At 75.3% G+C, this 13,391-nt stretch carries 16 protein-coding genes; 9 read left to right on the forward strand and 7 right to left on the reverse strand.

Features of this window, described 5'->3' with window-relative positions; all coding sequences use genetic code 11:
* Nucleotides 1-100: 100 nt before the first annotated feature.
* Both JOE63_RS09805 and JOE63_RS09810 read left to right on the forward strand, forming a co-directional pair.
* On the forward strand, nucleotides 101-751 hold the full coding sequence (locus JOE63_RS09805; RefSeq protein ID WP_204541013.1) for a glycosyl hydrolase family 18 protein: 651 nt from the start codon (nucleotides 101-103) through the stop codon (nucleotides 749-751).
* Complete coding sequence (locus tag JOE63_RS09810; RefSeq protein WP_204541016.1) at nucleotides 748-1,374, forward strand: hypothetical protein; 627 nt, start codon at nucleotides 748-750, stop codon at nucleotides 1,372-1,374. The genes JOE63_RS09805 and JOE63_RS09810 overlap by 4 nt, the downstream gene beginning before the upstream one ends.
* A 99-nt stretch (nucleotides 1,375-1,473) precedes the next feature.
* On the opposite strand, the gene JOE63_RS09815 is transcribed toward JOE63_RS09810, so the two are convergent.
* The gene (locus tag JOE63_RS09815) at nucleotides 1,474-1,896 is read right to left on the reverse strand and encodes a nitroreductase family deazaflavin-dependent oxidoreductase (protein ID WP_204541019.1); all 423 of its coding nucleotides are present in this window, start codon (nucleotides 1,894-1,896) and stop codon (nucleotides 1,474-1,476) included.
* 35 nt (nucleotides 1,897-1,931) lie between these two features.
* Nucleotides 1,932-2,882 (reverse strand): AraC family transcriptional regulator, encoded by a 951-nt coding sequence (locus tag JOE63_RS09820; protein WP_087471703.1) that lies wholly within the window; start codon nucleotides 2,880-2,882, stop codon nucleotides 1,932-1,934.
* Between the two features lie 170 nt (nucleotides 2,883-3,052).
* On the opposite strand from JOE63_RS09820, the gene JOE63_RS09825 reads away from it, so the two are divergent.
* The 4 genes from JOE63_RS09825 to JOE63_RS09840 all read left to right on the forward strand — a co-directional run bounded on the left by JOE63_RS09825 (nucleotide 3,053) and on the right by JOE63_RS09840 (nucleotide 5,393).
* A complete protein-coding gene (locus tag JOE63_RS09825) occupies nucleotides 3,053-3,982 on the forward strand; it encodes an NAD(P)H-binding protein (protein WP_204541023.1) in 930 nt (309 codons plus the stop codon).
* The gene (locus JOE63_RS09830; RefSeq protein WP_204541026.1) at nucleotides 3,979-4,449 is read left to right on the forward strand and encodes an anthrone oxygenase family protein; all 471 of its coding nucleotides are present in this window, start codon (nucleotides 3,979-3,981) and stop codon (nucleotides 4,447-4,449) included. The genes JOE63_RS09825 and JOE63_RS09830 overlap by 4 nt, the downstream gene beginning before the upstream one ends.
* A 63-nt stretch (nucleotides 4,450-4,512) precedes the next feature.
* Entirely contained in the window at nucleotides 4,513-4,965 is a 453-nt protein-coding gene (locus JOE63_RS09835; RefSeq protein ID WP_087471706.1) for a CoA-binding protein, read from the forward strand.
* 2 nt (nucleotides 4,966-4,967) lie between these two features.
* Entirely contained in the window at nucleotides 4,968-5,393 is a 426-nt protein-coding gene (locus JOE63_RS09840; RefSeq protein WP_087472892.1) for a TIGR03667 family PPOX class F420-dependent oxidoreductase, read from the forward strand.
* Between the two features lie 11 nt (nucleotides 5,394-5,404).
* Here JOE63_RS09840 and JOE63_RS09845 read toward each other — a convergent pair whose 3' ends face one another.
* From JOE63_RS09845 to JOE63_RS09860, 4 genes are read right to left on the reverse strand one after another with little or no spacing between them, the layout of a single operon-like run.
* Nucleotides 5,405-5,938, reverse strand: a complete 534-nt coding sequence (locus JOE63_RS09845; RefSeq protein ID WP_204541029.1) for a hypothetical protein — start codon at nucleotides 5,936-5,938, stop codon at nucleotides 5,405-5,407.
* Between the two features lie 17 nt (nucleotides 5,939-5,955).
* Nucleotides 5,956-6,852 carry a putative F420-0 ABC transporter ATP-binding protein gene (locus JOE63_RS09850; RefSeq protein ID WP_204541032.1) on the reverse strand — a complete coding sequence of 299 codons (897 nt, stop codon included), beginning with the start codon at nucleotides 6,850-6,852 and terminating at the stop codon, nucleotides 5,956-5,958.
* On the reverse strand, nucleotides 6,849-7,937 hold the full coding sequence (locus tag JOE63_RS09855; RefSeq protein WP_374059017.1) for a putative F420-0 ABC transporter permease subunit: 1,089 nt from the start codon (nucleotides 7,935-7,937) through the stop codon (nucleotides 6,849-6,851). Before JOE63_RS09855 ends, JOE63_RS09850 begins: the two co-directional genes overlap by 4 nt.
* On the reverse strand, nucleotides 7,934-9,004 hold the full coding sequence (locus tag JOE63_RS09860) for a putative F420-0 ABC transporter substrate-binding protein (protein ID WP_307840020.1): 1,071 nt from the start codon (nucleotides 9,002-9,004) through the stop codon (nucleotides 7,934-7,936). The genes JOE63_RS09855 and JOE63_RS09860 overlap by 4 nt, the downstream gene beginning before the upstream one ends.
* Nucleotides 9,005-9,232: 228 nt before the next feature.
* Here JOE63_RS09860 and JOE63_RS09865 point away from each other — a divergent pair, with 228 nt between their 5' ends.
* Nucleotides 9,233-10,069, forward strand: a complete 837-nt coding sequence (locus tag JOE63_RS09865; RefSeq protein ID WP_244286113.1) for an SDR family oxidoreductase — start codon at nucleotides 9,233-9,235, stop codon at nucleotides 10,067-10,069.
* A 15-nt stretch (nucleotides 10,070-10,084) separates the two neighbouring features.
* Here the strand turns inward: JOE63_RS09865 and JOE63_RS09870 are convergent, their stop codons facing one another.
* The gene (locus tag JOE63_RS09870; protein WP_204541035.1) at nucleotides 10,085-10,897 is read right to left on the reverse strand and encodes a class I SAM-dependent methyltransferase; all 813 of its coding nucleotides are present in this window, start codon (nucleotides 10,895-10,897) and stop codon (nucleotides 10,085-10,087) included.
* Nucleotides 10,898-11,040: 143 nt separating this feature from the next.
* Between JOE63_RS09870 and JOE63_RS09875 the strand changes: the two genes are divergently transcribed.
* Nucleotides 11,041-11,745 carry a winged helix-turn-helix transcriptional regulator gene (locus JOE63_RS09875; RefSeq protein WP_204541038.1) on the forward strand — a complete coding sequence of 235 codons (705 nt, stop codon included), beginning with the start codon at nucleotides 11,041-11,043 and terminating at the stop codon, nucleotides 11,743-11,745.
* 37 nt (nucleotides 11,746-11,782) lie between these two features.
* Entirely contained in the window at nucleotides 11,783-13,366 is a 1,584-nt protein-coding gene (locus tag JOE63_RS09880; RefSeq protein ID WP_204541041.1) for a molybdopterin-dependent oxidoreductase, read from the forward strand.
* The last annotated feature ends 25 nt before the right edge of the window (nucleotides 13,367-13,391 follow it).

Below are 13,391 nucleotides of genomic sequence, written 5' to 3' on the forward strand. Positions count from 1 at the left end.
AGGTCGCGGACGCCGTAGCGTCGATCCGTCGGTCGCCCGGTGCGCCGACGTCTCCCGCACCCGGCGCCACGGACGACGCCGGCCTGGACCGGAGGTTCCCATGTTCCGAAGGAAGCTGCTCACGCTCGCGACTACGACGGCGCTCGCCGTCGGCGCGGCCGTCGGCCTCGTCGCGCAACCGGCGTCCGCCGCGACGCCCGTCCCCGACCACGTCTTCTCGCCGTACTACGAGATGTGGCTGGGCGACGACATCAGTGCCGTGTCCCAGCAGGCGGGCGCCGACCACGTCACGCTGGCGTTCGCCCAGACCGAGCGACAGGGGTCGTGCACGCTCTACTGGAACGGCGACACGTCGCTGCCGATCGCGCAGTCGAGCTTCGGCGCCCAGGTCGACGCGATCCAGGCGCGCGGCGGCAACGTCATCCCGTCCCTCGGCGGCTGGACGGCCGACGACGCGACCGAGGACGGACAGCTCACGGAGCTGGCGGACTCGTGCACGGACGTGAACACGATCGCGGCGCAGATCGAGAAGCTCATCACGACGTACGACGTCGAGCGCATCGACTTCGACATCGAGGCGGACTCGATCAACAGCAGCGCCGGGGTGGACCGTCGCAACAAGGCGCTGAAGATCGTGCAGGACTGGGCCAAGGCCAACGGTCGGACGTTCGAGGTCCAGTACACGCTGCCCACCACGACGCAGGGCCTGGCCGCGGCGGGCAAGAACCTAACCTGCTGCGCAACGCCGTGACGAACGGCGTCGAGGTCTCGGTCGTCAACGTCATGACGTTCGACTACTGGGAGGGCGACCGCGCGAACATGGCGCAGGACACCGTCACCGCGACGACCGGCCTGGTGAGCTTCCTCAGGACGATCTACCCGTCGAAGACCGACGCGCAGCTCTGGGGGATGGTCGGCATCACGGAGATGATCGGCGTCTCCGACTGGGGCGTCGGGGAGACGTTCTCCCTCGCGAACGCCGACTCGGTGCTCGCCTTCGCACAGCAGAAGGGCGTCGCCTACCTGTCGTTCTGGGCGCTGCACCGCGACACCGGCGGCTGTGCGGGTGCGCAGACGACGCAGGACGACTGCTCCGGCCTGGCCCAGCAGAAGTTCGAGTTCTCGAAGAAGTTCGCCGCGTTCACCTCCGGCGCGACGGACCCGACGGACCCGACCGATCCGACGGACCCGACGGACCCGACCGACCCGACGGACCCGACCTGCACGGCGGCGCCGTGGAGCGCGTCGCAGGTGTACGTGGGCGGGGCGACGGCGTCCTTCGAGGGCCACACGTGGAAGGCCACGTGGTGGACGCTCGGAGAGAAGCCGGGCGCCGCGACCTGGGGCCCGTGGACCGACCTCGGCGCGTGCTGAGCAGCTTGCGTGCGCGGACGCCCGGTCGGACTCTCGGCCGGGCGTCCGCCGTCTCGAGGCGCACGACCGTCGGCCGGACGCCGCGGCACGGGCGCGGCGCTACGCGGACGTCGCGACGGGCGCCCGCAGGAGTCTCCCGGTCCGGAACCGGTCCACTCCCGTGCGGCGCAGGACGGCGCTCGTCCAGCCGGGCACGAGCCGCAGGCCGTCCTCGCCCTCGACGCGTCGCACGTCGACGACGCGGAACTCCTCGCCCCGGCGCTCCAGCACGAACTCGCCCGCGGCGTCGACGTTGCGCACCCAGTCGACGTCCGGCCCGTACGTGAGGGCGAGGACGACGCGGACCGGGTCGGCCGGCGAGTCGCGGTACGCGAACGCGAAGACGGGAGTGCGGTAGACGCGGCCGCTGCGTCGGCCGACGTGGCGCACGACCGCCATCGGCCCGACCCCCGTCGCGACGCGCAGCATCACGGGGTTCAGGAAACGCTTGTTGCTCCGGGTCACCCAGTGCGGGATCGGCATGGCGACCATCCTGCCCGGGTCCGGCGTCGTCCGCCTCAGGCGGCGCCCGCGCGCGCCCGGTGCGCGGCGGGGCTCACCCCGCGCACGCGCTTGAAGGCGGCGCTCAGCGCGAACGGAGACGCGTACCCCACGGCGCGTGCGACGGACGTCAGCGTGGCGTCGGGCTCGAGCAGCAGGTCCGCGGCGAGATCGAGGCGCCAGCCCGTGAGATAGCCCATGGGCGGCTCGCCGACGAGCGCGGTGAAGCGCCGCGAGAAGGCCGCACGCGAGAGCCCGACCTGCCGTGCGAGCGAGTCGACGGTCCAGGCGCGGGCCGGGTCGTGGTGGATGAGGCGGAGCGCCGCGCCGACCACCGGGTCCGCGTCGGCGCTGTACCAGCCCGGCGCGTCGTCGCGCGAGAGCCAGGTGCGCAGGCAGGAGATGAGGAGCAGGTCGAGCAGGCGGTCGAGCACCGCCTCCTGCCCGGGCAGGTCCTGCACGACCTCGCGCGCGAGCATCTCGACGAGCGTGCCGTCGACGTCGCGGCTGCGCAGCACCACCCGCTGCGGCAGCACGCGCAGCACCCGACGGCCCACCTCGCCGTCGAGCGGGTAGGTGCCCGTGATGATGACGGTCTCGCCGCCGGGGTCGTTGCCCCACGAGCGCACGCCGAGCACCGTCATGGGGGAGGGCCCGCCGTCGACCGCGCGGCACATGTCGGACTCCGGTCCGACGACCACCTGGGGCGCGGTCGTCGGCGCGTCCGCCACGACGTAGTGGGCAGGACCGCGCAGCAGCACGACGTCCCCCGCCCCGACCTGCACGCCCGGGTCCGTCCCGTCGTCGCCCACGGCCGGCCCGACCCAGCCCGACCCGCGCAGCACGGGCACGATCGTCAGCGGCGCCTCGTCCTCGATGCGCATGCCCCAGGGGGCGCGGAGGTGGCTGCGCAGGAGGAAGGCGCCGCGGGCGCGCGGCCCGTCGAGCAGCCCGGCGACGACGTCCATCCGGTCAGGGTACGCACCGTCCCGGAGCCGGAGCCGGGGCCAGAGACCGAGGCGTCGAAGGACCGCGAGACGATCACGTATGGAGACGAGCGCCGGAGCCATGTCGCGTCTCGCTGATGCCCGGTTGACTGGCATTCGTCCCCGCACCAACCCTCGACAGGAGAGACGCCATGAGCGCCACGACACCGCGCCCGGCAGATGCCGCGTTCCCCGCCTCGACCGACGCCTCGACCGACGCCCCGACCGCTGCCCCGGCCTCCGGCCCGGTCCTCGTCCTCGGCGCGACGGGCAAGACCGGCCGCCGGGTCGCCGACCGCCTGGACGCCCTCGGGCTCCCTGTGCGGCGCGCGTCCCGCTCCGGGGCCGTCCGCTTCGACTGGGAGGACGAGACCACGTGGGGCCCTGCCGTCGCCGGGGCCGAGGCGGTGTACGTGGTGTACGTGCCCGACCTCGCGGTCCCGGGCTCCCCGGAGACCGTCGCCCGGTTCGCGGCGCTCGCCCGGGAGGCGGGCGTGCGTCGGCTCGTCCTGCTCTCGGGCCGCGGCGAGGTCGAGGCGCAGCGCGCGGAGGTGCTCGTCGCCGACGCGTTCCCCGGCCGCACCGTGGTCCGGTGCGCGTTCTTCGACCAGAGCTTCAGCGAGAGCTTCCTGCTCGAGCCGGTGCTCGACGGCGTCCTCGCACTGCCGGTGGACCGGGTCGCCGAGCCGTTCGTCGACCTCGAGGACGTCGCGGACGTCGCGGTCGCGGCGCTCGTCGACGACGCGCACGCCGGCCGGGTCTACGAGCTCACCGGTCCGCGCGCGATCACGTTCGCCGAGGCCGTGGCTCAGATCGCGGCCGCGAGCGGCCACGACGTGCGGTTCGCGCCGATCACCATGGACGAGTTCGTCGCGGGGCTGCGGGCGATCGGGCTGCCCGACGACGTCGTGGGACTCATGCGCTACCTCTTCACCGAGGTGCTCGACGGGCGCGGGACCCCGGTCGCCGACGGCGTCCGGCAGGCGCTGGGCCGTGAGCCGCGCGACTTCCGCGAGTTCGCGGTGCGCGAGGCGAAGACCTGGTCGGCGACGGTCCCGTCGACGGCCGGGCAGTCGTCGTGAGCGTCTTCACCGCGCTCGTGGTCGCGAGCGCGGTCGCGACGGGGCTCGCGGGTGGGGTGCTCTTCGCCTTCTCCACGTTCGTGCTGGGCGGCCTGCGCCGCCTCCCTGCCGCCGACGGCGCCGCGGCCATGGTCGCGATCAACCGGGACGCGCTGCGACCCCCGCTCATGCTCCTGCTCGCGGCGAGCGTGCTCGTGCCCGCGGCGGCGGCCGTCGTCGGCCTGGTCGGCGGGGCGTCCGGCGCGGGGTGGGCGCTCGCGGGCGCGCTGGTCTCCGTCGTCGGGATCCTCGGCGTCACGGCCGTGGGCAACGTTCCCCTCAACGAGCGCCTCGACGCGGCGGCGGCCCGGCCCGAGGACCTCGCCGCCGCGTGGGGTGCGTTCCTCCCGCGCTGGCTCGCGTGGAACCACGTGCGGACGGTCGCCGGCGCGGCGGCCACCGCGCTCCTCGCGCTCGCGCTCGTCTGACCTGCCCCTGGCGCCGGGCCCCCGTCGCGGAATAGCTGCGGCGGGGGCCCGGTTGGGCACGACATGAGCGACGTCGCAGCGGCCGTGCCGGCCGACGAGCAGGAGACCATCCGTCGGGTGCTCGAGGGCACCGAGACCTGGGCCGTCGTCGGCCTGTCGAACAACACGTCGCGTGCCGCGTACGGCGTGGCGCGCGTGCTCCAGCAGCACGGCAAGCGCATCGTCCCCGTCCACCCGTCCGCGGAGACCGTGCACGGCGAGCAGGGCTACGCGACGCTCGCGGACGTCCCGTTCCCCGTCGACGTCGTCGACGTGTTCGTGCGTTCCGAGCTCGCGGGCGACGTCGCCGACCAGGCCGTCGCGACGGGCGCGCAGGCCGTCTGGTTCCAGCTCGACGTGATCGACGAGGACGCCGCTCGCCGCGTCCGTGAGGCCGGGCTCGACATGGTCATGGACCGCTGCCCGGCGATCGAGCTGCCGCGCCTGGCCGCGACCAGCACGCCGAACGAGGCGTGACCGTGACCGCGATCGACACCACGTCCGACCTGGGCTCGCGCGCCGCGACCCGTCTCACCGACGAGCTGGTCCTGTGGTTCGTGACCGTCGACCCGCACGACGCCCCCCAGCCGACCCCCGTGTGGTTCCTGTGGGACGGCGCGGACGAGGTCGTGGTGAAGTCCCAGCCGCGCACCGCGAAGCTCCGCAACGTCCGCGGGAACCACCGCGTCGCCGTGCACCTCAACAGCACCCGGTCGGGGGACGACGTCGTCGTCCTCACGGGCACGGCCGTGATCGACGACGGTGGTCTCACGCCCGACGAGCGCGTCGCGTACGACGCGAAGTACGACGAGGGGATCCGCGGCCTCGGCATGACACCCGACGGCTTCCACGGGGACTACTCCGTCACCGTGCGCGTCCGGCTGGAGCGCCTCCGCGGCTACTGAGCGAGCACCGCTCAGCGCTCGAGGCGGGCGGTGGCCTGGTCGAGGGCGGTGCCGAGCTCGTCCTTCGGGATGCGCAGCTCGCCGAGCGAGAGCATGAAGGGTGACTCGTCCAGCCCGAGGGCCCGCGTCGCGGGTTCGAGGTCGAGGCCTTCGCCGTCCTCGGAGACCCCGGTCCTGACGTAGACCGGCATGCCCGACACCTCGGGCAGCACGACCACGAGCACCGCGGCCAGCGCGTCCGGGTGCAGGTCGGGGCGCTCCGCGTCCTCGGCCGGGAGCAGGCTCACCCCGACGCCCAGGTCGCACGCACCCTCGCAGTTTCTCGAGCCGGTGTAGAGGCTCGCCTCGACGGGGAGGTCGGCCTCGTCCAGCGCGTCCTGGACCGCGGGCAGCGCCCGTTCGACGTCCGCGTACGAGACGTTCGAGGTGTCGAACGGGGAGCGCCCGTCGAGCACCGCGCAGCCGGAGACGGACACGACGCACGTCGCGACCAGCGCGGCCGCGACGAGCGTCCGCGAGGCGCGGGGGACCGGGGAGAGGCACACGCGCAGAGAGTACGCGCTCAGGCCTGCGGTGCGAAGGTCAGCACCGGCCGGCCCGTGCGCGGGTGCGTCAGCACCTCGCACCGCACGCCGTAGACCGGGTCCAGCACCTCGGGGACCAGGACCTCGCGCACGTCGCCCGCGGCGACGACCCGGCCGTCCGCGAGCACGACGACGTGGTCGCACGTCTGGGCCGCGAGGTTGAGGTCGTGGAGCGCGGCGAGGACGGTCACGCCGTCGTCGGCGAGGTCGCGCAGGACGCGCATCGTGTCGAGCTGCGCGGCGATGTCGAGGTGGTTGGTCGGCTCGTCGAGCAGGAGCAGCGCGGGCTCCTGCGCGAGCGCGCGCGCCAGGTGCACGCGCTGGCGCTCGCCGCCGGAGAGCGTCGCGACCTCCCGCTCGGCGAACGCGGCCACGCCCGCGCGGGCGAGCGCCGCGGACGCGACCTCCCGGTCGTGCGCGGAGTCGCCCGCGAGGAGCGAGCGGTGCGGGATGCGACCCAGCAGGACGGCGTCGAGCACGGAGAGCGGGAGGTCGGTCGTCGCGTCCTGCTCGACGAGCGCGAGCACGCGCGCGCGCCTCCGCCGCGGCATCGCGAGAAGGTCCGCGCCGCCGAAGCGCACGTGCGCGGCGTCGTCGGGCCCGGGGGCGCGCACCCCGGCGAGCACGCGCAGGAGCGTCGACTTGCCGGACCCGTTGGGCCCGAGCAGCCCGCTCACCGCGCCGGTCGGGGCCGTGCAGTCGACCCCGTCGAGGATCAGGCGGCCGTCGACCGACCACGACACGCGCGCGGCGTCCAGCCCGCCGGGGCTCCGCGGATCCGAGGCGCGCGAGGCGGCGTCGTCGAGACGGTCCCGTACGTCGTCCTCGCCGACCGCGGGCGCCTCCTGAGCCGTCGTGCGCGTCGTCTCGCTCATGCGGCCTTCCTCCCGCGCCACAGCAGCAGCGCGAACACCGGGGCGCCGATCGCGGCGGTGACGATCCCCACGGGCAGCTCGCGCGGCGCGAACACGGTGCGTGCGAGCGTGTCCGCCCAGACGAGGAACGTCGCGCCGAACAGTGCGGACAGCGGCAGCAGGAGCCGGTGCCGCGCGCCTGTGAGGAGCCGGACCGCGTGCGGCAGGATCAGCCCGACGAACCCGATCGACCCGGACTGCGAGACGAGCGCCCCCGTGAGCAGCGCGACGCCCACGAGCAGCGTCCAGCGCACGCGCGCGACGTCGACCCCGAGCGTGGACGCCGCGGTGTCGCCGAACGTGAAGGCGTCCAGCAGGGAGCCGGTCGAGGCGAGCAGCGTCCCGAGCACGAGGGTCGCGCCGCCAGCGACCGCGACGGACGTCCACGTCGCTCCCGCGACGGACCCCATGAGCCACGAGAGGATCTCGCGGTAGGAGTCGCCGGTCGCGGACCAGAAGATGACGAAGCTGGTCGCGGCGGCGGCGAGCTGGCTCACCGCGAGGCCCGCGAGCACGGTCCGCGTGGGCGTGAGCGCGCCGAGCGCGCCCGCGAGCCCGAGCGCCGCGACGAGCGCCAGCACGGCGCCCCCGAACGCGGCGACCGGCAGGAGCACGGTCCACCCGGCGACCAGCACGAGCACCGCGCCGAGCGACGCGCCCGACGACAGCCCGAGGAGGTACGGATCTGCGAGGGGGTTGCGCGTGAGCGACTGCATGACCACGCCGCACACGGCCAGACCTGCGCCCACGGCCGCGGCGGTGAGCACCCGGGGGAGGCGGAGCTGCCACACCATGCCGTCCTGCAGCGCGCCGAGCGGCTCGAGGCCGAGCAGCCCGCCGAGCCCGAGGTGCGTCGCGACCGAGCGCCACACGTCCCCGACCGCGAGGTCCGCCGGCCCGATCGTCACCGTCACGAGGACCGTCACGACGAGGGCGCCGACGCCGGCCGGCACCCACCAGCCCGCGCCACGGCGCGCGCGGGCCCCCGCCCGGCCGTCCGGTCGGGCGGGGGGAGCGGGAGCGGGCCGGGTGCGCAGCGTCGTCACAGGTCGAGCGCCTCCAGCTGCGCCGCGAGGTCCACGACGGCGTCGACGTTGCGCACGCCGGCCTCGGTCGCCGGGAACGGGATCGTCAGGTACCGGCCCTCGCGCACGGCGGTCATCTCGGCCGTCGCCGGGTTGGACTCGAGCCGCTCGATCTTGGCCTCGGCCGTGTTCCACGCGGCGTCGACGAGGACGAGGACGTCGGGGTCGGCGGCGACCGCCTCCTCCCACGCGAACGCGGTCCAGGTGTCGTGCACGTCGCCCGCGACGTTCTCCAGCCCGACGGCGTCCATGATCATCTGCGGCGCACCGATGCCCGCGCCGACGTAGGGGATGTCGTCCCCGGACGAGTACCACAGCGCCGTGAGCCCGCGCTCGTCCCGGGCGACGCCGTCGAGCGTCGCGCGCTGCTCGGCGACGAGGTCGGCGGCGGCGTCCTGCGCGTCGAAGATCGTGCCGACCTCGGTGATCTCGGCGAACACGTCGTCGAACGTCAGCGGGTCCGGCATGTACTCCGGCGCCTTGCACGCGGCGGGGGAGACGTACGTCGCGACGCCGAGCCGCGCGAGGGTCTCGCGGTCGCCCGCGCCCTCGGCCGTCAGGTTGGACTCCCAGCCCGCGTAGACGAGGTCGGGCTCGGTCTCGAGCACCGCCTCGGCGCCGGGAACCTGGTCCGACAGCGGCTCCGCGACCGCGGGGACGTCCGCCGCGGCGTCGGCCAGGGACTCGGGGACCGGCCCGTCGGCGAACGCGCTCGCGACGATGCGGTCGCCGAGACCCAGCGCGAGCAGCATCTCCGTGGTGCTCGACTTGATCGTGACCACACGCTCCGGCGCGGCGTCGAACGTCACGTCGAACCCGCAGTCGTCGAGCGTGAGCGGGTAGCTCGTCCTCACCGGGGCGGCGCCCGACGGTGGGGCGTCGGCACCTGCGGTCGGGTCGCTCCCGGGCGCCGTGCCCGACGAGCAGGCGGCGAGCGCGAGGGCGAGCGCGGCGGTCGGGAGCACGAGGGCGGTGCGGCGTGCGGCATCGCGGGGCAGGGTGCGGGGGACGCTGCGAGAGGAAGGCACGGGCGAGGTCTCCGGGGTCGGGCGCGGCGCGGCGAACCCTCGACGGGCACGCCGCTGCGGCGGTACGTTCTCGATGCCGACCGGCGAGCGCCGGCCGGGACCGACGCGTCATCTCGCGTCGCGCGGACCCGCGGCCCAGATCCGGTGCCGCCCCGACGGGCCAGTGCGGGCCCGTGATCCTCCGTCAGCCTAGTCCTTCCCGTGAGCCGGCGTGGCAGAGTGTCCGTCGTGACGGAGCCATCGAACCCACCAGCCCAGAGCCCCTCGACCGCACCGCTGCGCGCGGTGGTGACCGGCGCGTCGTCGGGCATCGGCGAGGCGTGCGTCCGGTTCCTGCGTGCCCGCGGCTGGGACGTCGTCGCGTTCGCGCGGCGCGCGGACCGGCTCGCCGAGGTCGCGGAGCGCACGGGCGCCCACCCGGTGGTCGGGGACGTCACGTCGGACGAGGACGTCGCGCGCCTCGTCGCGGAGGCGGGCGCCCGCGGGCCGGTGCACGCGCTGCTCAACGTCGCCGGGTTCGGGCTCGGCGTCGACCACGTCGACGAGGCGAAGATCGACGAGTGGCGCGCGATGTACGAGACGAACGTGCTCGGCACCGTGCGCGTGACGAAGGCGTTCCTGCCCCTCCTGCGCGCGTCGCGCCGGGGCGACGTCGTGCTCATGACCTCCACCGCGGGGCACGACACGTACGTCGGCGGGTCCGGCTACGTCGCGTCCAAGCACGCGCTGCTCGGGGTCGCCAGGACGCTCCGCCTGGAGCTCGTCGGCGAGCCGGTCCGCGTCATCGAGATCGCCCCCGGCCTCGTGCACACGCCGGAGTTCTCCCTCAACCGCTACCACGGGGACCAGGCCGGGGCCGACGCGGTCTACGCCGGCGTCGTCGACCCGCTCACCGCGGACGACGTCGCGGACGTCGTGACCTTCGCCGTCACGCGCCCGCACCACGTCAACATCGACTCGCTGGTGCTGCGCCCCGTCGCGCAGGCGTCCACATACTCCCTGTGGCGCGCACCGCTCGTCCCGAAGGGCGTCCCGGCACCTACCGACGAGCACCGGGACGCCTGACGCCGGGACGACGCCTCAGGAGCGCGTCGCCGTGAGGAGCAGGTAGTCCCAGCCCATCGCGCCCTCCTCGAGCCGGTGGTCGGCGAGGTCGCGCAGCGCCTGGTCGAGCCGCTCCAGCCGCTCGGGGTCGTCGGCGAGGCTCCGGCGCACCGCGATCGTCGGGCCGTACCGCTCGGCGAAGAAGGAACGGAAGGCCTCGCCGTCGGGGAAGAGCGTCACCGGGAGCGACCGCGTCCGGGTGCGCACGTCGTGCACGCGGTCCCCGAGCAGGGCCCGCACGTGCTCCTCGTCGCCCCACAGGGGCGGGGGCTGCGCGCCGGGCGGCGGCGCGGGCGCGTACGGCTTCATCGTCGCGAAGAGCTGCCCGATGAACCCACCGGGCGTCCAGCTCGCGAGGGCGAGCGTCCCGCCGGGGCGGAGCACGCGCACCAGCTGGTCCGCGGCGGCCTGGTGCTGCGGCGCGAACATCGCGCCGATGCACGACAGCACGACGTCGAACGACGCGTCCGCGTACGGCAGCGCCTCCGCGTCGGCCTGCTCCCACACGAGCCGCGCCCCGCGCTCCTCGGCGGCGCGCCGGCCGACGTCGAGCAGCTCCGGCGTGAGGTCCGACGCGACGACGTCGGCGCCCGCCAGCGCGGCCGCGATCGCCGCGTTCCCGGTGCCCGCGGCGACGTCGAGCACGCGCTGACCGGGGCGCACGCCGGCCGCGTCGACGAGGGTCTCGCCGAGCTCGTGCACCAGCTCGGCGACGGCGGGGTAGTCCCCGGACGCCCACACCGCGCGGTGCTTGGCCTTGAGGTCCGACAGGACCACGGTGTCCGTCATGTGCTTCTCCTGCTGTCCAGCCCGCGGTCGCGGGCGTGCGGTGGGTCACGTCCCCTCAGGATCGCGCTCCCTCCTGGAGGCATCCAGTACCGGATCTGTAGTGCTCGGGAGGCGCGAACACCTGGCGGCGGACGGTCCCGCGGGTGTCTCCTGGAGGAACGATCGAGGAGGCGGCGATGGCGGGCTACGGCCAGTTCTGCCCGGTGGCGAAAGCCATGGACGTACTCGACGAGCGCTGGACCCTGCTCGTCGTCCGCGAGCTGCTCGTGGGCAGCACGCACTTCAACGAGCTGCGGCGGGGGAACCCTCGGATGTCGCCCGCGCTGCTCGCGAAGCGGCTGCGCACGCTCGAGCGTGCCGGCGTCGTGCGGCGCGACGAGGTCGGCGGGCGGCCGACCTACCGGCTGACGGCGGCGGGCGAGGAGCTCCGTCCCGTGGTCGAGTCGCTCGGCGCATGGGGAGCCCGCTGGGTCGCCGACCTGGGCGACGAGGACCTGGACCCGCACCTGCTCTTCTGGGACGTACGTCGCACCGTGCCGACGGACGTCTGGCCGCGCGAGACGACCACGGTCGAGTTCCGGCTGGACGACGTCGATCGCCGGGTGTCGCGGTGGTGGCTCGTCGTGCGGGCGGGCGACGTCGACCTGTGCGACGTCGACCCCGGTCTCGAGCCGGCGGTCGTGGTCCGGTCCGGGCTGCGCGCCCTGACCCGCGTGTGGCGGGGCGACACGTCGTGGGCGGGAGCGCTGCGCACCGGCGACGTCGTGCTCGTCGGGCCCGCCGAGGCTCGGCGCGAGCTGCCCGCGTGGATCGGTCAGTCGGACCTCGCGCGCGTGCCGCGGCCGTAGGGCGCCGCCGCGCGGCAGCACGTGCCAGGCTGGGGGCATGAGCGCCTCCTCCCGTCGTGCCCCCGCGCTCTCGGCGCTCGCCGGCGTGGTCTGCGCGGGCGTCGGGTTCGCGGTCGCCGAGCTCGTCGCGGCGCTCGTGGGGCCGGGATCCAGCCCGCTGTTCGCCGCTGGGGCCGGGGTGGTCGACGCCGTCCCCGGGCCGGTCAAGGAGTGGGCGGTCGCGACGTTCGGGACCGCCGACAAGGCGGTGCTGCTCGGCGGCATGGCCGTGGTGCTCGCGGCGGGCGCGGCGCTCGCGGGCTGGCTCGAGCTGCGCCGTCCGCCGTGGGGGTCCCTGCTGCTGGGCGTCGTGGGCGCCGTCGGAGCCGTCGTGGCCGCGGCCCGGCCGGGCGCGAGCGTCGCGTGGGCGCTGCCCTCGCTCGTCGGGGTGGGCGTCGCGATCCTGCTGCTGCGCGCGTCGCTCGCCCCGCTGCGCGGGCCCGCGGAGGCGACGGTCGTCGGTGCGGACCTCGACGCGCGCGTGGCGGGCACCGGCTCCGCACGGGCGTCGATGGACCGGCGGCGCTTCCTCCTCGTCACCGGCCTCGCCGCGGCGGCGGGCGTCGTCGCGCTCGCGACGTCGCGAGCGGTCTCCGCCGGGTCGCGTGCCGTCACGGCCGCGCGCGAGGCGCTGCGGCTGCCGGCACCGGCGACGCCCGCGCCGGCCGTCCCCGCCGAGGCGGACCTGGGGGTCCCGGGCCTCGCGCCGTACGTGACGCCGAACGGCGACTTCTACCGGATCGACACCGCGCTGCGCGTGCCGCAGGTCGACCCCGCCTCGTGGACGCTGCGGGTGACCGGTCTCGTCGACGAGCCGTTCGAGCTCACGCTCGACGAGCTGCTCGCGCTCCCGCTCACCGAGCACCACGTGACGCTCACGTGCGTGTCGAACGAGGTCGGCGGCGACCTCGTGGGCAACGCGCGGTGGCTCGGCTACCCCGTGCGCGAGCTGCTCGCGCGCGCCGGGGTCCGCGACGACGCCGACATGGTCCTGTCCACGAGCGCCGACGGCTGGACGGCGAGCACGCCGCTCGACGTGCTCACCGACCCCGACCGGGCGTGCCTGCTCGCGGTCGGCATGAACGGCGAGCCGCTGCCCGCGGAGCACGGGTTCCCCGCCCGGCTCGTCGTGCCGGGGCTCTACGGCTACGTGTCCGCGACCAAATGGGTCACCGAGCTCAAGGTCACGACCTTCGCCGACGACGTCGCGTACTGGTCCACGCGCGGCTGGTCCGAGCGCGGCCCGATCAAGCTCGCGTCGCGCGTCGACACGCCGCGCGCGGGAGCGCCCGTCACCGCGGGCACGGTGACCGTCGCGGGCGTCGCGTGGGCGCAGCACACGGGGGTCGCGGGAGTGGAGGTCCGGGTCGACGACGGCACGTGGCGCCCCGCGACGCTCGCCGAGACGGTAGGCCCCGACACGTGGCGGCAGTGGTCGTACACCTGGGACGCGACGCCGGGCGAGCACCGCCTGACGGTCCGCGCGACCGACGCCGACGGCCGCACGCAGACCGCCGACGTCGCCCCGCCCGCACCCGACGGCGCGTCGGGGTGGCACGAGGTCACCGTGCGCGTGGACTGACGGGACCGGCGTCCGGCCCGTGGAC

This window comes from Cellulosimicrobium cellulans (assembly GCF_016907755.1).
In the GTDB taxonomy this organism is placed as follows: domain Bacteria; phylum Actinomycetota; class Actinomycetes; order Actinomycetales; family Cellulomonadaceae; genus Cellulosimicrobium; species Cellulosimicrobium cellulans_D.